Consider the following 24,515-nt stretch of genomic DNA (forward strand, 5'->3'; position numbering starts at 1 on the left):
TTATTTAACTTGGGAGTCTTATACCTACTTTTTTATTCTGCTATTTCAATTGTAATACGAGTTAAGTATTCATCTTTGGAAGCTTCACAAATATCAAAAATAATATATTCTTCAAAAGCATATTTACCTAATTTAATTTTATGAAGCTCTGCATAATCGAGGATTCTTTGATATGAGTCACGGAGACCATCATAACTTCCATGATGATAGCCACATAAATAATTACCACCCTTTTTAACAAATATTTGTTCACTCAGATTATTAGTTGTTGTAAATAAATAAGAGTAGTTAGATAATTGATTTTTACGAATATTTTCGACATTCATCATTACCCCAACGAATTCGCCAGTAATAATATGATTATTTTCAATAAAAGATGTGTAATCATTCATAAAGTCAGCGAAGCCTTTAGAGGTAGTGTTTTCGAGATTAGCAGATAATAATAATTTAGTTTCTTTTAAATAAGTTACTTTGATTTCATCATAATTAGCATTTAAAGCATCAGTTGTAAATGTTTGAAAATTTTTGATCATTTCGTGAATCTGCTGCATTTCATTAATATACTCAAGCAATTTAGCTTCTTGTTGATTCAATAACTCTAAAAATAATTGGGGATTGCGCTGATCAAGATATATTTGAATATCTTTTAACGACATTCCGAGTTTTTTTAAAGCAATAATTACTTTAAATGTATCATATTGACGATACGAGTAATAGCGGTAACCTTTATCATTCACATATGCTGGTTTAAATAAATTAATCTCGTCATAATGAAAAAGAACATGTTTTTCAACACCGCATATTTTAGCAAAAGTTCCACATGTTAATAATTTTTCTTTCATTTAAATAACTCCTTGACTATAAGGTTACCTTATAGTTTATCATATGATATGTTGCTTCACAATACAATGAAAGGAGAAAAATATGAAATTAATCTTAAAGTATTTAAAAAACTACAAATTACTATTCTTTTTTAATGTAATTTCAGTTTTTGGATTTATTTTAGTTGAATTAGGAATTCCGACCATTGTAGCAACAATGATAGATGTTGGGGTTACTAATAAAGACGTTAGCTTCATCTATATGATGGGTGGCTGTATTGCCTTAGTTTCACTTATCGGTGTGGGTGGAACCATTGCCCTAGGATATTGTTGTTCAAAAATATCAACTGCAATTACTCGTGATATTAGAAATGATATCTTTGCTAAAGTACAACAATTTACAGCTAATGAATTTAATCAGATTGGGACATCATCAATGATTACAAGGACGAATAATGACGCTTTTCAAATTCAACAATTTGTTAACGTATTGCTTCGGACAGCTTTGATGACACCAATTATGTTTATTTTTAGTTTTATTATGACAGCGCGGGCTTCGTTACCGTTATCATATATTATTGCTGCTACAATTCCGTTGATTATCCTTGGGGTTGTCGTAGTAGCGAAGATTACTAAACCAATTTCAGAAAATCAACAAAGTTCATTAGATGACTTGAATCGTATTTCGAGAGAAAATCTTAGCGGGATTCGAGTAATTAGAGCTTTTAATAATGATCAATATGAACAAAAACGGTTTAAAGAAACAAATCATCGCTTTACTAAATATTCAAAAAAATTATTTAAAATTATGACCATGACACAGCCAATTTTCTTTATGCTGATGAATGTTGCTGGTTTGTCAATATATTGGGTAGCAGCTCATCTAATTTCTACTGGTTCTTTAGAAATTGGACAGCTTGTTGCTTTCATGGATTATTTATTCCATGCGATGTTTTCGATTATGCTTTTCTGTACGGTGTTTATGATGTATCCTCGGGCTGAAGTGTCAGCGAAACGAATTGAAGAAGTCTTCAATTTAGATCCAATAATTAAAAATAAACCTGCAGATAGCGATTTTGATGAAAAAGTAAGTATTGAGTTTGATCATGTAACTTTTGTTTATCCTGATGGTGAGGAGCCGGTTCTTCAGGATGTTTCTTTTAAAGCGAACAAAGGCGAAATGATTGCTTTTATTGGAAGTACTGGTTCTGGTAAAAGTACATTAGTGAATTTAGTACCAAGATTTTATGATGTTAGTAGTGGAAGTATTAAAATCAATGGGAAAGATATTCGTGATTATGATGTATTAGAATTACGAGATAAATTAGGTGTGATTCCTCAAAAAGCAGTATTATTTAGTGGGACAATTGCTGATAATATTCGTTTTGGGAAAAAGGATGCTAGTGATGAAGAAGTAGAATATGCTGCTAAAGTTGCGCAGGCTTATCCATTTATAATGGAAAAAGAAAATGGCTTTGATGAAGAAATCAGTGAAGGAGCGACAAATGTTTCGGGTGGTCAAAAACAACGATTAAGTATTGCTCGGGCATTAGTTCGTAAAGCTCAAATTTATATCTTTGATGATTCTTTTTCAGCATTGGATTTTAAAACAGATGCAATTTTAAGGAAAGAGTTAAAAAAAGAAATGACCGAATCAATCATGCTAGTTGTAGCTCAAAGAATTTCTAGTATTATGGAGGCAGATCAGATCATTGTTTTAAATGAAGGTAAGGTCGTAGGAAAAGGAACACATCATCAATTATTAAAGGAATGTCAAATTTATCATGAGATTGCAACTTCTCAATTAAGTGAGGAGGAATTAGCAAATGCATAAAAAATATAGTTTTAAAAAAAGTTTAAAGGGTTTAATACCATTTATTAAGCCGTATAAATGGCAATTTATTATTGCTATCCTAATGATTTTTGCTTTCAATATTTCAATGGTTTTAGCACCAACATTTGAAGGAATGATCACTACTCAATTAGCGAGCGATGTTGCTAAAAGCAGTAGTTTAACAAGTGTGGATATTAGCTTTGGGGCAATTATTAAAATTGTACTTAGTTTAGTAGTCATTTATATTATTAAAACAGTTGCTCAAATGATTTCAGTAGTTTATTTGACGAATGCAATTCAGCAAGCAATGGAAGATCTTCGAAATGCTTTACAAAATAAGATTCGTAAATTACCAGTAAGATATTTTGATAATCATCATTTTGGAGATGTTTTAAGTCGAATTACTAATGATGTTGATGCTATTTCTAACGCTCTACAACAAAGTTTTACGCAGATCGTCAGTGGAGTATTAACTGTTACTTTAGCGTTAACAATGATGTATATGATTAATCCTAAGATGGCAATTATTGGAACGATGATTATTCCATTATCGCTATTAGTAACTAAGCTAGTTGTAGGAAAAAGTCAAAAATTATTTAAAAAGCAACAAGATGCGCTTGGTGAATTAAATAGTACTGTAACTGAAATGTATACAGGATATAATGAAATTTTATTATATAATCAACAAGTGGAATCAGTTGAAAAATTTAAAAAAATTAATGAAAATTTAAAAGAAAATGCCTTTAAAGCACAATTCGTTTCGTCAACGATTGCACCTTTAAATGCATTAGTTACTTATTTAGCAATTGGGGCAGTTGCTGTAGTGGGAACTGCTGATGTAATTGCAGGAACATTTTTAGTTGGGCAGTTACAAGCTTTTATTCGTTATATTTGGCAAATTAATGATCCTTTATCGCAAATATCTAACTTATCATCACAAATTCAGTCTGCTTTTGCAGCACTAGGAAGGGTGATTGAGTTATTGGAAGAACCGGAAGAAGTACCGGAAGCTAATCCGCCTAAACATTTGAGCGAAGTGGCTGGAAATGTTGATTTTGAACATGTTAAGTTTGGTTATTATGAAGAAAACTTAATGAAAGATTTGAATGTTAATGTTAAAAGTGGTCAGATGGTTGCAATTGTTGGACCGACTGGAGCAGGAAAAACAACAATTATTAATTTACTATTACGTTTTTACGATGTTAAAGGTGGTAGTATTAAAATAGACGGCGTTGATATTCGTGATTTACCACGGGAAGAGTTACGTTCTATGTTTGGAATGGTTTTACAGGATACATGGCTATATTCTGGAACAATTTATGATAACATTCGTTATGGTCGTTTGGATGCTCGCAAAGATGAGATTATTAATGCTGCTAAAATGGCCAATGTTCATCATTTTATTAGAACTCTGCCAGATGGATATAATTCACATATAAATGAAGAAGCCAATAACATCTCGCAAGGGGAGAAACAATTATTAACGATTGCCCGAGCAATCTTAAAAGATCCTCAAATCTTGATTCTTGATGAGGCGACTTCATCGGTTGATACCCGTTTAGAAAAAATGCTGCAAGAAGCAATGCAGCGGGTTATGAAAGGGCGGACAAGTTTTGTTATTGCCCATCGTCTATCAACTATTAAGAGTGCTGACTTGATTTTAGTAATCAATAATGGTGATATCGTCGAACAAGGAACACACGAAGAATTATTAGCAAAACAAGGTGAGTATGAAAAATTGTATAATTCACAATTTGCTCATAATTCATAATCCAGAAGTATCTAAACTTAGATACTTCTTTTTCTTATTAGAAATACAAAGATAAGCTCTTAAAACCAATATGTCTTGGAGAGGTATATTGTGTTATACTATCACTGTGTAAGTGAAGGAATGTAGTATAACAATGGTAAAAATATTGATCGTAGAAGATGACAATGATATTAATAATATGATTCATGATCTATTAAGATTAAATTGTATCGAAAGTGTTAGTGCTTATTCTGGGACAGAGGCATTACTTTTATTAGATGAACATGTAGATTTAGTACTTTTGGATTTGATGTTACCGGGTCTTAGTGGTCAGGAAGTAATTAAGGAAATCAAAAAGAAGAAAGATTTACCGGTGATTATTTTAACTGCAATCGATAAAATGGATACAAAACTTGACCTATTTACTTTGGGAGCTGATGACTATTTGATCAAACCATTTGATAATAATGAACTTTTAGCAAGAGTAAAGATACAATTAAAGCATCGGCAAGTAGCTTTTTCATCAGCTCTAATTACTTATAAAGATATTATTCTTGATGAAAATAGTTATAAAGTGACTTGTAATGAGATAAAAATAAATTTATCTAAAATTGAGTTTAAACTATTAAAAATATTATTAGAAAGTCCAACTCGTGTTTTTACAAAAGATATTTTATTTGAAATGGTTTGGGACCACGAAGATTCAGGTGATGATAATACGCTAAATGTTCATATTAGTAAGATTCGTAGTAAGTTAAAACAAGCTAATCCAAATCAAGAGTATATAGAAACAGTCTGGGGAATTGGTTATAAAATAAAAGGATAACGGAATTAAGACTTATTTAAGAATTGATTAAGAGTTATTTAACTCTTTTTTTATACAGTAAAAGGGTAGGAGGGATAGTAAAAATAGGATGGGATGTATGATTGAAAGTCCAGCGTTTTATCCTAATTTATCAGCATATGATAATTTAAAGTATTACTGTATTTTAAAAGGAATTATTAATCGTCACAAGATTGAGGAAGTACTAGAAAAGGTTAAATTAAATAATACTGGTAAAAAGAAATTTAAACAGTTTTCATTAGGAATGAAGCAGCGTTTAGGAATTGCTTTAGCAATTTTAAATAATCTTGATTTTATAATTTTAGATGAACCAATCAATGGTTTAGATCCATTAGGAATTAGTGAGATTAGAGAAATGTTATTGCAATTACAACAAGAAAATATAACGATTTTGATTTCTAGTCATATTTTATCAGAACTGTATTTAGTAGCAAATAAGTTTGGAATTCTTGAAGGTGGTAAGATCGTTAAAGAATTATCAAAAGAACAGTTAGATAATGAGTGTAGTCATTGTTTATTACTTAAGGTAAATGATATAAAAAAAGCTAGTGTCTTATTAGAAGAAGAACTAAAGACAGCTAATTACAAAGTCTTAAATGATCAAGAAATTCGTCTATATGATTATTTAGATGCACAACACATTGTTAGTAAGGCAATAGTTGAAAAGGGAATTGAACTTTATGCAATTAGTGAAATTGGAGTATCGTTAGAAGAGTATTTTAAAAATATTATTAGGGATGGTGAATAGAATGTTGAATATCATTAAAGCTGATTTATTTAGGATTTTTAAAGGAAAAGGAATTTATGTTTGTCTTCTAGCAATCATCGCACTGTGCAGTGTTTCAATTTATTTAAGATCGCCAGGTCATATTGGAATAAGTGGCGGGTTAACGAGTAATTCAGAAGTAACTAAAGAAGATGATTTAGCAACTCCAGAAGATGTAAGAAAGGTAGCTGGTGAGAGTAATGAGCTATTAGATGAAGGGATGATGAAAGTTAATGGGAATCTGTACTATGTACTGATTTTTGTAGTCTTTGCAGTTATTTGTGTTGATTTAGCTAATCATACTGCTAAAAATGTTATCTCTACAGATGTTTCACGGACGACATACTATTTCGCTAAGCTCCTTTTGACATGGGGATTAGGGATAGCAATAATAGCAATCAGTACTTATTTAGGTTATTTTGGTAATATTATCTTTAATGCACCGAGTCATTATTCTAGCTTTTTAGATATAACAATAATTATGCTGCGACAGTTGCCGATCTTTTGTGGTATAATGAGCGTACTAGTGATGATTGCCGCAATAACACAAAAAACATCACGATATAATGCAATCGCAATCGTGTTAGTTATGGTATCACAGATGCTATTAATGACAATTATTACTGTTTTTAATATTGATGGTAGTATAATCATGCAATTTGAGTTTGAAACAATTCTTCGGGACATGGCAGTTATTGGACAGATAGAAATAAAGACATTGTTAACAGGAATTTTAACAGGAATTGGATTGATCATCGCTTCAAGTATGATAGGAGTAACGTATTTTAAACGATACAATATTAAATAATCAGGAGGTAGCTGAATGTTAGTAATAGTGATAATTTTGATCATTTTACTGCTTATTGCTACCTGTTATATTTTTAATTTAAAAAAAGTATTAGAAAAGCGGCTAATGATATTAATAAAATAAGTGGGCTTGATACTAATGCTTTGATTACAACAACTAACGGGAATCTTGAACTTAGAGAATTATTACAAGAAGTAAATGAAATGATGCTAACGTTTAGAAAATTAGAGATTGATATTGAAAAGAAAAATAATAGTTTGCAAAAAACAATTGTAAATATTTCTCATGATTTAAAAACGCCATTAACTTCGGCCTTGGCTATGTCGAATTGTTGCAAAAATATGAGCTAAGTGGAGAAGAACAGCATAAATATGAATCAATTATTATTGATAAGTTAAAACAGCTATCGTAATTGATAGAAGATTTTTTTACTTTTACTAAAATCATTTCCAATGAAGAAAAATTTGAATTAAAGTTATTAGATATTAATCGTATTTTTGAAGAAGAGTTAGTTTGTTATTATCAAGATTTTAATAGTCAAGGGCGGATGATCTATATTAAAGGTAATAAAAAAATAGAGATGCTTAGTAATGAACGGATCTTACGGAGAATTTTTGATAATTTAATTATTAATGCTTTGAAGCATAGCCGTGGAGATATTTATATTTCTATTAATACGGGAGCAGAAATTTGTTTTCAATTCAAAAATCGATTAGATGAGCCAATCATAGTTGAACAAATATTCGATGAGTTTTATACTTCTGATATTTCTCGTACAAAACAAAATACTGGCTTAGGATTAGCTATTGTTAAAGAATTTACTGAGATGGAAGTGTAACTGCTAAGATAAGTGAAAATAATTTAATAATCAGTTTGATTTGGAATAAAAAAACCACTTCTTAAATATTTTAAAAAGTGGTTTTAGTTTTTTATTTGATTAATTCTAAAGTTTGATCATCAAATTTTTCTTTTAAAGCAGTTTCCAATGCATTTAGATCTGATAATTCTTTACCATCACTGCCATATAAAGAAGCCCCATACCAATAATGTGACTTTTCATCTAAATAGGCAGAATCAACATCATCGACATAGATTGCGGCATAGTAAGTTTCAACGTCTTGTTGGCCACTGAATGATGAGGTATATGTTTCGTCAATTTTATATATAGCAATAACACTGTCGTTATCATCATCTTCCCCTTTGGCAAACCAAAGAGAATTAAATTCATGATTATAAGTAAAAGAATAACCATCTTTATAGCGATTCTTTATGTTTTTGTCAGCTTCTTTTTTTAATTGAGTAATAACTTTTTCTGGTATTTTACTGCTATCTTTAAATTTTTCAATTAGACCTTTAACAGTAAAAGTTTTAGAATCATTAGTTACTTTGATTTTATTTGCTTTAGCCAATTCTTCTGAGTATTTAATCGTTACAGTTATTTTATCACCATTAGATAGATCTCCAGAAAAATCATAGTCAGTATAAGTGCTGCTAACAAAGTTAGATAAATCAGAATTATTTTTGTCATAATCGATATTGCTTTCAACATCTTTTATATAACCACTTCCGTCTTTCCCGGTAAATTCAACAGTAATATTTTTACCTAGATCAATACTAGTATAATTAAAGAATGTATCATATATTTTATAACCACCAAAGCAAACAATAAGAGCAGCAGCAACACCAATCGTTATTTTTCCGTTTTTTGTTTTAAAGAAGTCTTTGATTTTTTGTGTATTGATAGTTGCCGGTTTAGTTTCAGAAGCATTAGGTTCAACCGTGTTAGTTTCAGTTTCTCCGTTTTCTTGTGTTAACTCATTATCAGCTATCGTAGAATCGTCTTCGACAGTTGTAGAATCTTCATGAACAGGTTCTTGAGCTGGAACAGCAGTTACAACTGGTTCATCAAAATTGAAATGAAACCCTTCAATATTAATAATTTTTTTAACAATTAATAATAAAACAATATTGATAATAAATACAAAAATTGATAAATACATAAAATATTTAAGGTTGCTTGCAGCGCTAGTTACGGAACTAAGTAATCGTGCTGAATCCATAGTCATAAGTGATGAATAATCACCACTAATTGCAACTCTAAGAATCTTACAAATAACATTGATTCCGGACATTGATAATAGTAATAATATTGAGTTGATACATGAAACGATGAATTCCCCTAGCATCACGTATTCTTGCTTATTTTTTTTGAAAAAATAAACTCCACTAAGAATGGCGGTTACAATGGCCAATATAATAAATAGATAAAATATAATTTGAATAATTGTAACCATTGATCCAATCGTTCCAGCTAATTCATTAATATCATTGATATTAACATTAGATGATGTTGTTGGACCGAATTTTGAGATTAAATACAATAATGTAACTATCCCTGACAAAACTGTCGATAAAATAAAAACAGTTTTCTTTTTAGCATATTTCATTAAAATATCCATAATAATTCCCTCCTATACTAATATATTATCAAAAAGATAACATATTACTAAAGATTTTGTAAATAAATAGGGAATCATGGGAATTGATAAAAAATACTATGTTATAATGATAAAAGAAGGAATAAATGAATCATAACAAAGTCATATGGAGGTGGATGAAATGAAATTTTATCAGTATATGTATTATAGTTTTTTGGGGTTGACTTTATTTTTATCACATTTATTATGTATTGTTGTGGCATATCAATATTGTTTGATTGAACATCATAAAACGACTAGTTTTCCACCGTACGTTGCCTTTTTTTCAGCGATTCCATTTTTAATAGGAATTATTGTTTGTTTAATAATAGCAATTAAATTTAAACAACATTATCAAGAAAATAAAAATAACTTATAAAAAAATCAGATGGTTCACTATAATCAACCATCTGATTTTTTTATTTAGTTGTTGAACCAAAACCGCCATTACGTTCATCAGTCGTATTGTCATCTTCAACAATACCGTATTGTAGGAAGATTCCTTGTCCAAAACCTTGACCAGCTTTTAATTCAACTGTTTTATCTTCATTACTGTCATTAGTTATTTTAATAAAAATATGACCTTCGTTGTCACTATTGAAATAATCACTATCAATGATTCCAACTGTATTGTTTAATTGTAAACGATATTTAAAACCAAGTCCGCTTCTTGGAAAGATAGCAAGAACCCACCCATCGTTGATAGAAACTCTAATTCCAGTAGGAATTTTAATTGTTTCATGAGGTTTTAAAATGAAATCGATAGGGGTATAAAAGTCATAACCCGCAGAACCGATAGTAGCGCGCTTAGGTAATTTAATTGAAGCATATATATCATTAATGGCTGCCTCATCATATTTAGGAAAACTGTCCTTGAAATCAATTATAAATTGTTCTTTAGATACTTTATGAAATTTTGCTATTGCCTGCATAATATCTCCTTTTAATTAAAATTATAGCAACATTATACACTAATTATTGCATTAAAGGAATTGTAATTGATACTGTGAAAGTACTTTCTTCATCAAGGACTGTAAAAGTACCATCGTGAATCTTGATCATTTGTTGGACACTTTTAAGACCGATTTGATTACTTTCAATATAGTTAGCACTATGTTTTTTTGTATTTTTAATCGTTAAGCCTAGATTTTCAATATCTTCATCGATCAATAAAGTGATATAAACGGGCTGTTTAATATCTGCGTATTTTAAGACATTGGAAAAAACATTATTAATAATTCGTTTGACTAAATTAATATTACCGCGAATAAAGTAATCAGAATGCTTAATGTTTTTGATTACTTCAAAACCATTTTCTTCTAAGACACCAATATTTTCTAAAATATATTCGTAAATTACGCCGAGTGACATCTTAGATAATTCAGTATCTTGATCTTTACTAAAGACGAGAAAGTATTCAAACATTTTATTTGCTAGTTCATTAATTTGATTTACTTTATCAATTGAATTTTTCAAATATAAATTATATTGATCTTCATTTTTAAATTTCTTTAGTCTAATAATATCTAAATATCCCATTAAAGAAGTTAAAGGAGTTCGCAAATCATGAGAAAGTGCTGTAACTAATTCATAATTAGCTTTGCGATTAGCTTCTTCAGTAGCAAAGTTGTCTTTTAAGGTTAGGCGAAGATTATCAATTTGATTAGATAATTCTGCAATTTCATCATTACTATTAATTTTGATTGTATGGTCTAAATCACCTTGTGACATAATTGTAACTTCATTTTTTAATGTTGTCATATAATTTACTTTACGTCGAATAAATAAAAAGGTTGGAAGTAAAAAGGTAAATAAGGCAATGACAATTGAGGCAACGATGTAAGGAACGACTAATTTAGCTAAAGCATATGAGTAAACATACATTTCAATGGTTCCATCTTTTAACTCAATTTCTGTACTATAATCGTCACCGTTATAAATTGCTTCAGTATCATATACTGTTGAACCGATGATAAAATTGTCAAGCATGGTAGCAAAAGAACCAGTAATGGCAAGGTTATCAGCCTTATTATATAGATTGACACTATAAATATCGCTAGTACCTAAGATCTTATCTAGAGTATCGACATCAGTAATTGATACATTTTGATCAATAATTTGATTTTCAATATTATTTGCATAAGCTTCAGTATTTTCAGAGATGACTCCTAAGTTTTGGGTAAATTCAAAGAAACTTTCTTTACCGGCATAAAGTAGACAAAAAGTTGCCACCCCTAAGGTTCCACAAATAATGATAATGGCACTAATTTGAATACTTAATTTATTAAAGAAATTTTTAATCACAACGATAACCCTTACCCCAAATTGTTTTAATTATTTTTGGATTTTGAGGATCACTCTCTATTTTTTTACGAAGATTTCGAATATGAACCATAATTGTGTTATTAGCACTATAATAATAAGGTTCATTCCAAATACTCTCATACAATGTTTGCGTTGAAAAAATTCTTTTACGATTACTTAATAAAAGATAAAGAATTTGGTATTCTAGGTAAGTTAATTCAATTTGTTCTCCGTTTAGATACACTGCTTCACTGTTAGGATTAATAGTAATATTATTGTAAACAATGTTGTCATCATTATTTTCTTCTTTTTCCATTTTACCTTGATAAACATAGTATCGACGCAACAATGCCTTCACTCTTGTCGTTAATTCATTATAAGAGAATGGTTTTGATAAATAATCATCCCCACCACTAGAAAAACCAAGTGTTTTGTCACTTTCTTGACCTTTTGCTGTTAAAAATAAGATTGGGGCGTTAGATTTTTTTCTAATTTCAACACAGGCTTGGTAACCATTGATTATAGGCATCATAATATCGAGAATATATAAATCGATATCATCACTAACCATATCAATTGCTTCTTGGCCATCTTTAGCCTCAATCACATCATAACCTTCACTTGAGAGCAAAACATTTAATACTTCTCTAATTTCAGGATTGTCATCGACAATTAAAATTTTATTGTTCGTCATATATTCACCAACTTTCGTATTTATTATACATCATAATGGAAATTAAGAAGATAGTAAAATGAAAATTAAGAAATATTTAGATGTTCTTTAGGTGATTCTTAAGGAATATATACGATAATGTGAGCAGGAGAATGATAGTAATGAAAAAAAAGCAGTTTTACCCAATTATATTTTTAACATGTTTAACCTTAGTGATGATCATAGTCATCACGCCTTCTTCTAGTATCTTTGGAGCTAATACTGATTGGCTATCGCAACATGTCAATCTAGCTGATTATATTCGGAAGACGATGTTAGAGACAAAATCATTTTTCCCCGATTTTGCATTTAATATCGGCGGTGGTCAAAATATTTATAATATATCTTATTATGGATTGTTTCGACCTGACATATTAATTGGCTGTCTTATTCCTGGAATAGCAATGAAAGATATTATAATTACCTATATGATAATAAATTTAGTTTTAAGTGTTAACCTGACCTATATATGGTTGAAACGCAAACAGTTTAGCACAACGCTATGTATAGTTGGAGCTGTATTATTATTATCTTCTTCTGTATTATTCCAAAGTCACCGCCAAATCATGTTTGTTGATTATATGCCTGGAGTGCTTTTGGCATTGATCGCGGTAGATACATATATTAAAAATCAAAAGCAAGGGTTATTAATTGGAGCAGTGGTTCTAATAATTGCAAATAGTTATTTTTTTGCAATTTCAGCTTTACTAACAATTTTTACATATTATTGTTTTGAAATGTATCGATTGAAAAACCTAATTACTTTTAAAAAGTTATGTTTATTTATTCAGCCGTTATTGATCGGAGTGCTTATTTGTGGAATTCTTTTAATTCCAACTGCCTATGTTATGCTGGAAAACCATCAAAGTAGTGGCGGCTCACTTGATTTGATGTCGTTAGTAGTGCCACGAGGTGATTTTAAAGCCCTATTGTATAATGCTTATGGTTGTGGATTAGGCTTTGTTGCATGGGCAGGTTTAGTTCTAAGCTTAAAATTAAAAGAAACGAGAAAATTATCGATCTGGCTATTATTGTTATTATTTATCCCGATCTTTAGTTTTGTCTTAAATGGTTTTTTATATCCTCGGGCCAAGATTTTGCTTCCTTTTACACCATTGATTATTTATGTAGTAATTCAAACAATCAATGAGTATAAACAATCACAAATTAAATTGGATTTAAAATTAATTGTGCTACTTATTTTACCAATTGTCTTATTTTATAAAGAGCCATTAGTTATTTTAGATATTATAATTTGTTTGGTTGGGATATTATTGTATCTAAGAATAACTGAACGAACTTTATATTTATTGTTGGTAATGCCTTTAATAATTAGCTATGTTAATAATCAAAAAGAGAGTTTTGTTACAAAAGACACTTATCAACAAGTTTCGAATTTAAAAAATATTAAAGTAGAAAAAGATGGTCGATATGATATTTTTAAACAGTCATTGAACACTGTCAATCAAGTTAGTAATAACGAGCTTAGAAGTTCAATCTATAGTTCCGTTAGTAATAGGCTCTATAATCATTTTTATTACGATATTATTAAAAATCCTATTAGTATTAAAAATCGTGTCGCTTGTCTATCAAATTCAAATATTTTCTTTCAAGGAATGATGGGAGTGAAGACGCTCTATAGTGAAAATGTAGTACCGATGGGATATCAAGCAATTGGTAATAATCTATATCAAAATGATAAAGTATTGCCGCTTGTTTATGCAACTAGTAATAGCTATGATGTTGTGCAGTTTGATCGTCTAGATTACCCACAAACATTAGACACTATTTATAATAATGTGGTTGTTGCAGGCGGTCAGAGTAATTATCAAAGTAAGGCAGCTACGGTTGCACTAGAAACAGTTGTAAAAGAAAAAAGCGATAATTTACAAATAACTAAATTAAATGATGGCTATCGTATTAACACTAAAAAGACGGGTAAATTAGAATTAGGGATCAATCAAGATTTAACTAATAAGATTTTAATTGTGGAATTTGATTTAGCTAAAGTTAAATTAATTAAGCGTAAAGATACGAGTATTACGATTAATGGGGTAAAAAATAAGTTATCTAGTTCAAGTGCTGCTTATCCAAATCATAATACGCATTTTACATATGTTTTAAGTCAAAATGAATTGCTTGACCAACTTAGTATTAGTTTCAGTAATGGACGTTATGATTTAAAGAATATAAAAGTTTCTACGATTGACTATGATGTAATCAAAAACCGTAATCAAGAAATTGATGCATTAGTTGGCTCGTATAATCAAGATGGCAATCTTGTAGAAGGAACAATCAATGTTAGTAATGATGGCTATTTAGTTACTTCATTACCGTATCAAAATGGCTATACGGTATTAATTGATGGCAAAGAAGTTGCTAAGGAGTGTGTAAATAAAGCATTTTTAGGAGCAAAGATTTCTAAAGGACAACACCAGATTAGAATTATATTTAAAGCTCCAATGAAAAATGTTGGTTATGTTTGTAGTGGTGTGGGTTTTATATGGTTAGTATTTCAAGGGAGAAGGAAAAAGAATGAAAAAGGATTTGAAAGAATTAATTAGTTATGTATTTGTAGGTGGATGCACAACGCTAATTAACTTTGTAATTTATTGGTTTGTGATTACAATGATGGATCAGGGCTGGCTTTTTGCAAATGTAATCTCTTGGGTTGGTGCTGTTATCTTCGCTTTTTGGGCTAATAAACATTTTGTTTTTAAAAGTGCTAATGAAACTGGAAAAGAAGCTTATCAATTCTTTATTTTAAGATTAGGGACATTATTAGTTGAAAGCGGATTATTATTTATTTTTATTCAGTTATTATCTGCAAATGAGATGTTATCAAAAGTAGTAGTTAGTGTAATTACAGTAGTTTCAAATTATGGGCTATGCAAGTTTAAGATTTTTGCTGCCAAAGGAGGACATGAATATGGACAAAATTAGTGTAATCGTACCTTGTTATAATGAAGAGGAAGTACTTCCATTATTCCATAAGGAAGTGACTAAAGAACTTGAAACGATTGAAAATATTGATTATGAAATCTTATTTATTGATGATGGTAGTCATGATCATACAATTGATTTATTAAAGATGATCTGTGCTAAAGATCACCATTGTGACTATTATTCATTTTCTCGCAACTTTGGAAAAGAAGCAGCGATGTTCGCTGGCTTGGAAAAATCAACCGGTGATTATTGTGTAATCATGGATGCAGATCTTCAACATCCCCCAAAATTGCTGGCACCGATGTATCAGGCAGTAAGTCAAGAAGGTTACGATTGTTGTGCTGGAAAAAGAATGGATCGTGAGGGTGAAGGTAGATTAAGAAATTTCTTAAGTAAGTCATTTTATAAGGTGATGCAAAAATTATCAAAATTGGATATGAGTGATGGTGCAGGAGATTTTAGAATGATGAGTCGTCTTATGGTTGATTCAATTTTAGAAATTAGAGAGTATAATCGTTATATGAAAGGTTTATTTTCATATGTTGGTTTTGAGACAAAGTGGTTACCATTTAATAATGTAGAAAGGGCTGCTGGTTCTACTAAATGGAATTTTAAAAGCTTATTTTCTTATGCTTTAGAAGGAATTTTCTCATTTTCTACTGCTCCACTAAAGATAGCAGGAATATTTGGTGTTATCCTATTTGTTGGTTCAATTATTTTATCGTTATATACAGCGATTTCAACATTGATGTTTGGAAATAGCGTAGGTGGATATACTACGATTGTCTGTTTAATTTTATTTTTAAGTGGAACACAAATGTTATTAATTGCAATATTAGGAGAATATGTGTCTAAAGATTATATGGAAAATAAAGCTCGACCAATTTATATTGTTAAAGATACAAACCGCAGAAAACGGTATAATTAGAGTGTGATTTGGCACTCTTTTTGACTTAAGAGATAAAAAAAACTATAATAAATACATTAGAAAAGATATCTTATAGTTTAGAAATTGGAACAAGGCATCTTATTGAGGAGAAAGAAATGAAGAAATTTGGAAATGTAGTATTAACAATTGTCATGTTATGTTTGATTATGCTCCTATGTGTTAATCTATCAATTAAGACAATGTCAACTAAAGCAATTACAAATGCTGTCGTTGTTCAAGAGGCAAGTAACGGGATTGAAGAAGTACTTAATCAAGCATTTCCTGATGTAAGTAATGAAAATATCAAGAAAGTTGAGGAAGCAGTAAAAAATAATAGTGCTTTAAATGATGTGACGAGCGATTTATTAGATCAAATTACAGCAGCTGTAGCAAATGGTAGTGATGTTGATACTGCTGCGATTGCTGCACAATTATCTAAAGCTGTTGATGAAAATATTCCTGCAATCGAAGAAGCAATTGGTAAAAAAATCACTACAGAGCAGCGTGAACAAATTCAAAGTAAGATTACTGATGAAAATGGTGCCTTACAAAATAAAATTGTAAGTACCGTTGAAAAGGTCCAAAAAACAACACCAGGAACACAAAAATTTATTAAAACTTATAAAACTTTAAGTGATACTCCAACGAGAATTATTTGTGTGGTGGGAATTATTTTAACAGCAGTTTTACTTGGTTTGATTAATAAATCATTTTATAAATGGACTTTATTTAGTGGAATCGCTGCTGTTATTTCAGGTATTGTAGTTGGTTTATTTATGCCATTAGTTGTTAGTGCAATGGAGTTTACTATTGGAAATCGTCTATTAGGAATGAGCATTGATATTCCGGTAGGGAGTTTACGTTTAGATGGTGCTATTTGTGCTGGTGCTGGAATTATCTTGATTGTTGCATATATCATTTTAAATAAGAAATATGCTACATTTGAACGTCATTATTATTAAGATATAGATTAGGAATTCAGGGGAAGGTAGCAGTATCTTCTCTTTTTTATGTAATTTATTTTGGTTTGATATTAAGATATAACTATTAGAACTGGTAGTTATTCTTATAATGATGAAATAAATTTCTCATAATTTTTATGTAAATAGGGCAATATATTAAAAGAAAAATTCGTTTTAATAGAAAACGATTTTTTTATATCCAAATAGTTTTTACAATGGAGTCAAGGAGGAAAAGAAAATGATTAGAATTATGTTAGCATGTGCTGGAGGGATGTCTACCAGCTTATTAATGAACAAGATGAAAGAGGAAGCCGATAATAGAGGACTGGAAGTCAGTGTTGAAGCGATTGGTGAAAAAACATTGGAACAGCATTTAGGCGAATTTGATGTATTACTGTTAGGACCGCAAGTTCGTTATGTTATTCCTAATGTTAAGAAAATATTAGCAGGGAAGATTCCGTTTGATGTTATTGATATGCGTGATTACGGATTGATGAATGGAGAGAAAGTATTAGCTGCAGCGCTTAAAATGTACGATGATTTTTATAATAAATAGGGGTGAATGAGATGAAAATATTGTTAGTATGTAATGCTGGTATGTCAACGAGTATACTTGTTCGAGAGATGGAAAAAGCGGCAAAAGAACAACAGCTTGAATTAGAAGTCACAGCAATGGGGTTTACGCAGGCGGAAAAAGTTTTATTAGATTGGGATATTGTTATGTTGGGGCCACAAGTTAGGCACCAGTTAACAGGTCTGCAAAAAGCCGCTGAGGGTAAAGTTCCCGTAGAAGTAATTAATATGCGTGATTATGGAATGATGAATGGTGCCAATGTGCTAAAACGAGCGCTTGAAATCATTAACGAATAGCTTGTCTCTAGGAGATAATTTTATGGATGAATTTTTAAGCGAGCTTTATGTAGAGTATTTAAAAAAATGGATCTTACTACAAACTAGTAAGGATTATAAATTGTATTTCAATGATAATGATTCCAATATTATACTTATTGAAGCTGAAAATAGTTTAAGTCGTGTAACCTTTAATCGTTTTAATATTATTGAGCTTTGTGTCATGAATAATAATGACAATAAATTAGAATTTTATATTCATTTTCAAATGCAAAATTTAGGACACGCTAAAAGACTTTTTGAAGAGATGATAGAATGTATTTATAACACGATCAAACAACCTGTTTTAAAAATTTTATTATCATGCTCTAGCGGTTTGACGACTAGTTATTTTGCTGAAAAACTTAGCCAAACGGCAGAATTATTAGAATTGAATTATCAATTTCAAGCAGTTGGCTGGGAAAAGGTCTTGGCAGCAGCATTGGATTTTGATGTTCTGCTCTTAGCTCCACAAATATCTTACCAATGTGCAAGGATACAAAAAATACTACCTAATAAATTAGTTTTAAAAATTCCAACGCTAATATTTGCAAGCTATGATTGTTTAAAATTATTTGAGTTTATCAAAGAATCACTATTATTAGATAAGGTAAATAACAATAAAACAATAATAAAATTATCACCGTAAATTATTAATAAAAACACTAATAATCTTACCTTATATTTATTAGTATATCAGGATAATAATAAGAATTTTATTGATTACCATCTATATGGGAAAGAGTTATTGATGATTTATGAAAAGCGGATTATTAAGGATAGTATTATAATTCAAGGTATTTATGATGTTTTAAATATAGTACTGTTACATTTTTTAGAAATTGATTGTATAGCGATTTCTATATTTGGAGTGTTTGATAATGGCTATGTCTATTCATCCTTTATTGAGGGGGATAAGTGGTATAAACTTTAAACAAATTTTAAAATGCAAATACAATAAACATATTGTAAAATATTAATCATTAGTATTTTTATTTTAGCTACAGGGTTTAAATGTGGGAATAGGGACAGTTATTAACAGGTTGTAATAACTTTGCTGGTGAAGTAAAATTTTTATCATTACCACTTGCTGAACGTGTACATTTGAGTCGTATTCCTGAAGGAACACAAAAAACGCTTAGCTTTATTGATACAAGCTATCATGAGTATTCTTTCATCACCAGTAATTGTAATTTATAATGATTTGTTGCTTAATTATGAACTATTAAAAACAGGTAATAAAATCGTTTGGTCAAGAGCTACAGTACCTTAATTTTAAAATCATTAAAGTTGAACAAACTTAAGAATATGTTTTATTAGAATTATTAGCTTTAAGAATTAAAAATAGTGATAATAAAAGAAACTAAGTATTAAATTTAGTTTTTTAGCATCATATTAAAACATAAATAATACTGTTTTTTGGTATTGTTTATTGTAAAATAAAAGTGGTGAATAAAGATGAATATATTAATGAAATTAAAGAATAGTAAAGTTCTATCGAATAATGAAAAAATCATTGCAGACTATATTTTAGAGCATCCAGATCGTATTTTAAAAATGACTGCAAAAGATTTAAGCACAGTTTGTTATGTCTCAACAGCAACGATTTATCGCTTATGTGATAAGCTTGAATTATCAGGGTTTGCTGATCTGAAGCTAAAAATCACTAGTTCTTTAGAAGAGTATTTAAAAAGTACAGAGAATTTTGACTTTAATTTTCCTGTTAAGCAATTTCAGACACATTATGAAATTATTCATAAGCTAAAAGAAGATTATGAACAAACCTTAAGTTCTACTGCTAACTTATTTAGTTTAGACCAGCTTAAGCGAGTCGTTTCAACAATGAAAAAGGCTCAAGTCATTGATGTATATACATCAGCTGGAAATATTTACTTTGCACAAAACTTTCAATTTCAAATGCAGGAAATTGGTGTGAGTATAAATGTGCCGATTGATGAATATCAACAACGACTTCAGGCTGCTTCTAGTGATAACTCACATCTAGCGATTATTGTTTCATATAGCGGTAGAGGAATTATTTCAGATATCTTATTTAGAATCTTGAAGGAACGGAAAACACCAATTATTTTAATTTCCTCATATAATTATCCTATAAAAGAAGTGAAACCAGATCATCACCTATATATTAGCTCTGGTGAAAATCATTATAAAAAAATTTCATCTTTTTCAACTAGATTATCAATTTTATATATTTTTGATATTTTATATACCTGTTACTTTGAATTAAATTATGAAGAGAATCTTGAACGAAAGTTAGATTACTATCGTTTGATTGATAAAACAAATATTAGATAAAAAACTGGATCAATGCCACTCATCGTAGCTGATCCAGTTTTCATATGGGAACATATGTCCTAAGTTATGGCAGACTTTCTTTTGAGAGGAGTAACAATCTGCTAATTCTAATTTTTGTTTGGTAAGATCATCATCAAAGGTTGGTTTCATTGGCAAGATAGGGTTAGTTTTTCGATAATAAAGACCAAAATATTTTAAATTATTAGTAATTGCTAGATCTTTAGCAATACTTGTAACAATTGCACTTGTCATCTTGTGATGCTGATGGCCGTATTCACCTTTAGGATTGTGAGTAACAACGAGATTAAAATGTTGTTTCGATAAAAGATAATTTAAATCGTCTTCAATTTTTTGATATGATGATTTCCAATTATCCCGCTTACCATTTGTCTTATCAGGATAATTTAAAATAAGTCCGGTATTCTGTGTTTTTTTCATCACCTCTTTAAATTCTTTAGAACGTATTTCGTTATCACCATTAGTTAGGCAGACAACCAAGTATTTATCTTTTAGTAAATGCATTCCACCCCAAATAGTTTCATCATCAGGATGAGCTACGATCATAACATTTTGATAATCACTTAATTGGACTTGATCAAAAATATCTTGATGTTCGATTTTATTTATTTTTGCGTTTGCGTTAGTACATCCTGTTAGGAGGACTAAACAGATTATTAGTAGTTTCTTCATACTTGAATTGTACCACTTTATTCAATTAATAAAATTAAACCTTTCTTAATATTGCTTAAGAGAAACTAAATAAATAAAAAGTTTGACAGTTAAGGGCAAACTTGGTAAAATCTTCTTGCTTACCGGAGGGTATAAGAAATTATGCTGGATAAGGTAGTGGGTCAAACCACTATTTTATCCAGCTTTTTTTAGGAGGAAAATATGAATGATGAATTATTAAATGGAAGTGTTTTTAAAAGTTTGATGCTCTTTGCAATTCCCTTCATGTTATCAAACTTATTACAAGTATTATACGGAGCTGCTGATTTATTTGTGGTGGGGCATTTCGCTACAACAAGTGATGTTTCAGCAGTTTCTATCGGTAGTCAAACAATGGCGATGCTAACTAACCTGATCCTTGGGTTTACAACAGGGATCACAGTATTATTAGGACAATTTTTTGGAGCTAAAAAGGAAAAAGAATTAGCTGCAACAGTGGGTTCTTCAGTTGTGTTGTTTACTATGATTGCTGTGACTATTTCAATTATATTATTTTTGACTAATCATCAGATTGTAGGATTAATGCATACACCTAACGATGCAATCAGTGCAACTAGAAGTTATTTATATATTTGTAGTTTAGGAACTGTTTTTATTGTAGGATATAATGCAGTTAGTGCTATTTTAAGAGGTTTAGGTGATAGTAAGACACCTCTTTTATTTGTTGCAATTGCGTGTGTAATAAATGTTATTGTAGATTTTATTTTGGTAGATAGCTATCAAATGGGAGCAGTGGGAGCTGCTATTGCAACGGTATTAGCACAAGCAGGAGCTTTTATTTTTTCATTGATCTATCTAAAATATAAAGGATTAGGTTTTAAGTTTAATCGCCAAGATATTAGTTTTAATCTTCCGATGATTGCGAAAATCACAAAAGTTGGGTTACCAATCGGCTTGCAAAGTGCTTTAGTTGGTATTTCTTTTTTGTTGATTACGGTAATCGTCAATGGTATGGGGTTAGTTGCTAGTGCTTCTGTTGGAGTTGTTGAAAAATTGATTGAATTTTTAATGTTACCAGCAATTGCCTTAGGTAATGCTGTTGCAACGATGACAGCTCAAAATTTTGGGGCCGAGCAGTATTCACGAGCGTATAAATCAATGCGTTATGGGATTGCTTTTTGTCTTTCGATTTCATTGATTGTGACAGTTGTTTGTCAATTTGATGGAAGTATTTTCACACGAATTTTTTCTAGTGACCAGGCAGTAATTAAAAATGCGGCTTTATATTTACAAACATATTCTTTTGATTGTTTATGTACAAGTTTTATCTTTTGTTATAATGGTTATTTAAATGGTGGTGGATATACTGTTTTTACGATGCTTCATAGTTTGCTGGCAACCTTTATTTTAAGAATTCCATTAACTTTAGTAATTAGTAAATTGAGCGGAATTACTTTATTTCATATGGGGATTGCATCGCCTATTGCTTCTATGGCATCGATTATCATGTGTGTCATTTATATTCGTTATTTAAATAAGAAATTATTATTTTAATTTTTTTGCTTATCTTTACAAAATATACTATATGAGGTGAGAGAAATGATAAAAAGAGATAGCTATTTAATTTATAGGAGAATGAAGTACAAAGGAAAATATAAGCGAACGGTATGTTATTACTTGTAGTTATCATTTTGAATTTTTTATAAGGAAATTATGAGGATTTTATGATCTCAATATAGTAATGGTCTGTTTTTTACAAATGTGTTAGATATATGAAAAAGCTAAGTTAGAATATTTGAATAAAATCATGAAAAAGATTGTCAACGACAATCTAAAATAATTAGGAAAATTATTAGATAGAATTAATTTCTTCATTTGAAATGACTTTTATATCAGCAGATTGATATATAATTAATCCAATAATGACGATAATACAACCAATCAATTTGTTAAGGGTGAAGACGTGATAGATATAATAGTCTAGTATCATTCCACTAAGTAATTGAGAGATAAAAGTAATTAGAGTTAGCTTGATTGGAGTAACTTTGGAAACGACGATGTTTAAAATTAGAACATTAAAGACACCAATTATTCCTCCAACTAACATTATTAGATCTATCTTTGTAAATGAAATGTTTTTGAATGCTGGTAACAGGGTAAAAAATAAGAGAATTGAACTAGTAAGCAAACCAGTAAAGTAATTAAAGAAAGTGCTTTGATAAGGACCGATTTTTTTTGCTAAATATCCATTTATGGAACGGCTTAAAACAATAGTCATACCGCTAGCTATTGCACATATTATTGCAATCATTTAACCATCACTCCAATTCCAATTGTGACAATTATTAAACTTAACCATTTAAGTGGTGTTAGTTTTCTTTTTAATGACCCTAGCCAGCCTTTAGATTCTAGGATGATAGAAATAATCATTTGACCCAGTAAGCCTAATGCTGTTAACAAAGCTGCACCGATATTATTGACAGCGATAATATTAAAAATTACAGTTAGTACACCAATTACTCCGCCGGTGTATAAAATAAAGGGTAAATGATGTTTAAAGGAAATTTCTTGCTTTTTTAAAAACATGATCAAGGTAAAAGTAATTAAACCAATCAAATGAATAATAACGGTTGCTAGATAAACACCACAGTGGGCAGATAGTTGACCATTAAAAATATTCATGGTCGATACGATTAAACCACATAAAAAAGATAATAATAAATACATAGTTAACACCTCCAAATTTATTATAAAGAAAAGATATTGCTTTTAAATACGACATATGTCATATTTAAGGTGGTGATATATATGAAAAATCGAGAGTATTATATCAATTTGCTTAAAGTTGAGCAGATGATGAGTGATGATAATTATCAGTATCTTGAATTATGTGAGTTTTCTAAGGCTGAACATCTATTACATCAAGGGCAGATATTAGAATATTTATATATTCTTGTATCTGGAAGAATTAAAAGCTGTCGAACGACTGCGAATGGAACAACAGTTTTATCAGCTTTTTCTAATCCAATCACAGTTACTGGAGAAGTTGAATTTCTAAATCATCATGAAGTCACTAATGATGTTTACGCACTCAAAAATACAGTTTGTTTTAGAATATCAGTGGCGCAATATGAAGATATTTTATTACATGATTTAATATTTATGCGTTATTTAGCACGAACACTTTCAAATCGGCTATATCATGCTAATCATAATACTGCTATTTCAATTAATTATCCAGTTGAAAATCGTTTAGCTTCATATCTTATTTCGAGTGCTCAACAATTGATCATTAAGGATAATTTTGTTCAAGTAGCAGAAATGATCGGGTGCAGTTATCGTCAGTTACAGCGAGTCTTAAATGACTTTTGTCAGTGTGGGTATCTTTGTAAGGTTAAACGAGGCAATTACTTGATTACGGATGAAAGTGCATTAAAAGCATTAGGTCAGGATTTGTATTATATATAAAAACTAGGGTGGCTATGGCCAT

The 24,515-nt window shown here is 29.9% G+C and carries 26 protein-coding genes and 1 pseudogene; 19 read left to right on the top strand and 8 right to left on the bottom strand.

Going from position 1 to position 24,515, the window contains the following annotated elements; genetic code table 11:
• Positions 1–32 precede the first annotated feature (32 nt).
• Positions 33–842: a MerR family transcriptional regulator gene (locus EYR00_RS01170; RefSeq protein ID WP_003535106.1), complete on the bottom strand. Its 810-nt coding sequence runs from the start codon at positions 840–842 to the stop codon at positions 33–35.
• A gap of 82 nt (positions 843–924) precedes the next feature.
• On the opposite strand from EYR00_RS01170, the gene EYR00_RS01175 reads away from it, so the two are divergent.
• The 7 genes and pseudogenes from EYR00_RS01175 to EYR00_RS01205 all read left to right on the top strand — a co-directional run bounded on the left by EYR00_RS01175 (position 925) and on the right by EYR00_RS01205 (position 7,661).
• A complete protein-coding gene (locus EYR00_RS01175) occupies positions 925–2,655 on the top strand; it encodes an ABC transporter ATP-binding protein (RefSeq protein ID WP_003535104.1) in 1,731 nt (576 codons plus the stop codon).
• Positions 2,648–4,426 carry an ABC transporter ATP-binding protein gene (locus EYR00_RS01180; protein ID WP_003535102.1) on the top strand — a complete coding sequence of 593 codons (1,779 nt, stop codon included), beginning with the start codon at positions 2,648–2,650 and terminating at the stop codon, positions 4,424–4,426. The genes EYR00_RS01175 and EYR00_RS01180 overlap by 8 nt, the downstream gene beginning before the upstream one ends.
• 133 nt (positions 4,427–4,559) lie before the next feature.
• The gene (locus tag EYR00_RS01185; RefSeq protein ID WP_003535101.1) at positions 4,560–5,231 is read left to right on the top strand and encodes a response regulator transcription factor; all 672 of its coding nucleotides are present in this window, start codon (positions 4,560–4,562) and stop codon (positions 5,229–5,231) included.
• A gap of 79 nt (positions 5,232–5,310) precedes the next feature.
• Positions 5,311–5,997 (top strand): annotated as a pseudogene (locus EYR00_RS01190) (ATP-binding cassette domain-containing protein); the annotation flags it as partial.
• A 1-nt stretch (position 5,998) separates the two neighbouring features.
• Positions 5,999–6,823 carry a hypothetical protein gene (locus EYR00_RS01195; protein WP_008792413.1) on the top strand — a complete coding sequence of 275 codons (825 nt, stop codon included), beginning with the start codon at positions 5,999–6,001 and terminating at the stop codon, positions 6,821–6,823.
• 143 nt (positions 6,824–6,966) lie between these two features.
• A complete protein-coding gene (locus tag EYR00_RS01200) occupies positions 6,967–7,173 on the top strand; it encodes a HAMP domain-containing histidine kinase (protein ID WP_003535094.1) in 207 nt (68 codons plus the stop codon).
• Between the two features lie 62 nt (positions 7,174–7,235).
• Complete coding sequence (locus EYR00_RS01205; RefSeq protein WP_003535092.1) at positions 7,236–7,661, top strand: sensor histidine kinase; 426 nt, start codon at positions 7,236–7,238, stop codon at positions 7,659–7,661.
• 91 nt (positions 7,662–7,752) lie between these two features.
• Here the strand turns inward: EYR00_RS01205 and EYR00_RS01210 are convergent, their stop codons facing one another.
• Positions 7,753–9,282, bottom strand: coding sequence for an MATE family efflux transporter (locus EYR00_RS01210; protein ID WP_003535090.1), 1,530 nt, complete (start codon positions 9,280–9,282; stop codon positions 7,753–7,755).
• 160 nt (positions 9,283–9,442) lie between these two features.
• Here EYR00_RS01210 and EYR00_RS01215 point away from each other — a divergent pair, with 160 nt between their 5' ends.
• Positions 9,443–9,679, top strand: coding sequence for a hypothetical protein (locus tag EYR00_RS01215; protein ID WP_008792410.1), 237 nt, complete (start codon positions 9,443–9,445; stop codon positions 9,677–9,679).
• A 40-nt stretch (positions 9,680–9,719) separates the two neighbouring features.
• On the opposite strand, the gene EYR00_RS01220 is transcribed toward EYR00_RS01215, so the two are convergent.
• From EYR00_RS01220 to EYR00_RS01230, 3 genes are read right to left on the bottom strand one after another with little or no spacing between them, the layout of a single operon-like run.
• Positions 9,720–10,232 carry a dUTP diphosphatase gene (locus EYR00_RS01220; RefSeq protein ID WP_003535086.1) on the bottom strand — a complete coding sequence of 171 codons (513 nt, stop codon included), beginning with the start codon at positions 10,230–10,232 and terminating at the stop codon, positions 9,720–9,722.
• 43 nt (positions 10,233–10,275) lie between these two features.
• Positions 10,276–11,604: a HAMP domain-containing sensor histidine kinase gene (locus tag EYR00_RS01225; protein ID WP_003535084.1), complete on the bottom strand. Its 1,329-nt coding sequence runs from the start codon at positions 11,602–11,604 to the stop codon at positions 10,276–10,278.
• On the bottom strand, positions 11,597–12,298 hold the full coding sequence (locus EYR00_RS01230) for a response regulator transcription factor (protein WP_003535081.1): 702 nt from the start codon (positions 12,296–12,298) through the stop codon (positions 11,597–11,599). Before EYR00_RS01230 ends, EYR00_RS01225 begins: the two co-directional genes overlap by 8 nt.
• A gap of 140 nt (positions 12,299–12,438) precedes the next feature.
• Between EYR00_RS01230 and EYR00_RS01235 the strand changes: the two genes are divergently transcribed.
• From EYR00_RS01235 to EYR00_RS01275, 9 genes are all read left to right on the top strand, one after another.
• Complete coding sequence (locus tag EYR00_RS01235) at positions 12,439–14,880, top strand: YfhO family protein (RefSeq protein WP_040434108.1); 2,442 nt, start codon at positions 12,439–12,441, stop codon at positions 14,878–14,880.
• Positions 14,852–15,259, top strand: coding sequence for a GtrA family protein (locus EYR00_RS01240; RefSeq protein ID WP_003535077.1), 408 nt, complete (start codon positions 14,852–14,854; stop codon positions 15,257–15,259). The genes EYR00_RS01235 and EYR00_RS01240 overlap by 29 nt, the downstream gene beginning before the upstream one ends.
• Positions 15,246–16,190: a glycosyltransferase family 2 protein gene (locus tag EYR00_RS01245; RefSeq protein WP_008792407.1), complete on the top strand. Its 945-nt coding sequence runs from the start codon at positions 15,246–15,248 to the stop codon at positions 16,188–16,190. Before EYR00_RS01240 ends, EYR00_RS01245 begins: the two co-directional genes overlap by 14 nt.
• A 116-nt stretch (positions 16,191–16,306) precedes the next feature.
• A complete protein-coding gene (locus EYR00_RS01250) occupies positions 16,307–17,152 on the top strand; it encodes a hypothetical protein (protein ID WP_003535073.1) in 846 nt (281 codons plus the stop codon).
• A 238-nt stretch (positions 17,153–17,390) separates the two neighbouring features.
• On the top strand, positions 17,391–17,708 hold the full coding sequence (locus EYR00_RS01255) for a PTS sugar transporter subunit IIB (RefSeq protein ID WP_003535071.1): 318 nt from the start codon (positions 17,391–17,393) through the stop codon (positions 17,706–17,708).
• Positions 17,709–17,719: 11 nt separating this feature from the next.
• Positions 17,720–18,022: a PTS sugar transporter subunit IIB gene (locus EYR00_RS01260; RefSeq protein WP_008792406.1), complete on the top strand. Its 303-nt coding sequence runs from the start codon at positions 17,720–17,722 to the stop codon at positions 18,020–18,022.
• Positions 18,023–18,044: 22 nt separating this feature from the next.
• The gene (locus EYR00_RS01265; protein WP_003535068.1) at positions 18,045–18,689 is read left to right on the top strand and encodes a PTS sugar transporter subunit IIB; all 645 of its coding nucleotides are present in this window, start codon (positions 18,045–18,047) and stop codon (positions 18,687–18,689) included.
• A 102-nt stretch (positions 18,690–18,791) separates the two neighbouring features.
• Entirely contained in the window at positions 18,792–18,974 is a 183-nt protein-coding gene (locus tag EYR00_RS01270; protein ID WP_003535066.1) for a hypothetical protein, read from the top strand.
• Positions 18,975–19,498: 524 nt separating this feature from the next.
• Positions 19,499–20,356 (top strand): MurR/RpiR family transcriptional regulator, encoded by an 858-nt coding sequence (locus EYR00_RS01275; protein ID WP_003535064.1) that lies wholly within the window; start codon positions 19,499–19,501, stop codon positions 20,354–20,356.
• A 9-nt stretch (positions 20,357–20,365) separates the two neighbouring features.
• On the opposite strand, the gene EYR00_RS01280 is transcribed toward EYR00_RS01275, so the two are convergent.
• Complete coding sequence (locus EYR00_RS01280; protein ID WP_003535061.1) at positions 20,366–21,046, bottom strand: PIG-L family deacetylase; 681 nt, start codon at positions 21,044–21,046, stop codon at positions 20,366–20,368.
• A gap of 201 nt (positions 21,047–21,247) precedes the next feature.
• Here EYR00_RS01280 and EYR00_RS01285 point away from each other — a divergent pair, with 201 nt between their 5' ends.
• Positions 21,248–22,579: an MATE family efflux transporter gene (locus EYR00_RS01285; RefSeq protein ID WP_003535060.1), complete on the top strand. Its 1,332-nt coding sequence runs from the start codon at positions 21,248–21,250 to the stop codon at positions 22,577–22,579.
• 298 nt (positions 22,580–22,877) lie between these two features.
• On the opposite strand, the gene EYR00_RS01290 is transcribed toward EYR00_RS01285, so the two are convergent.
• A complete protein-coding gene (locus EYR00_RS01290) occupies positions 22,878–23,336 on the bottom strand; it encodes a DMT family transporter (RefSeq protein WP_003535059.1) in 459 nt (152 codons plus the stop codon).
• Positions 23,333–23,752, bottom strand: coding sequence for a DMT family transporter (locus EYR00_RS01295; protein WP_040434107.1), 420 nt, complete (start codon positions 23,750–23,752; stop codon positions 23,333–23,335). Before EYR00_RS01295 ends, EYR00_RS01290 begins: the two co-directional genes overlap by 4 nt.
• A gap of 81 nt (positions 23,753–23,833) precedes the next feature.
• Here EYR00_RS01295 and EYR00_RS01300 point away from each other — a divergent pair, with 81 nt between their 5' ends.
• A complete protein-coding gene (locus EYR00_RS01300; protein WP_003535057.1) occupies positions 23,834–24,493 on the top strand; it encodes a cyclic nucleotide-binding domain-containing protein in 660 nt (219 codons plus the stop codon).
• Positions 24,494–24,515 lie beyond the last annotated feature (22 nt).

It is taken from the genome of Thomasclavelia ramosa DSM 1402 (genome assembly GCF_014131695.1).
In the GTDB taxonomy this organism is placed as follows: Bacteria; Bacillota_I; Bacilli_A; order Erysipelotrichales; family Coprobacillaceae; genus Thomasclavelia; species Thomasclavelia ramosa.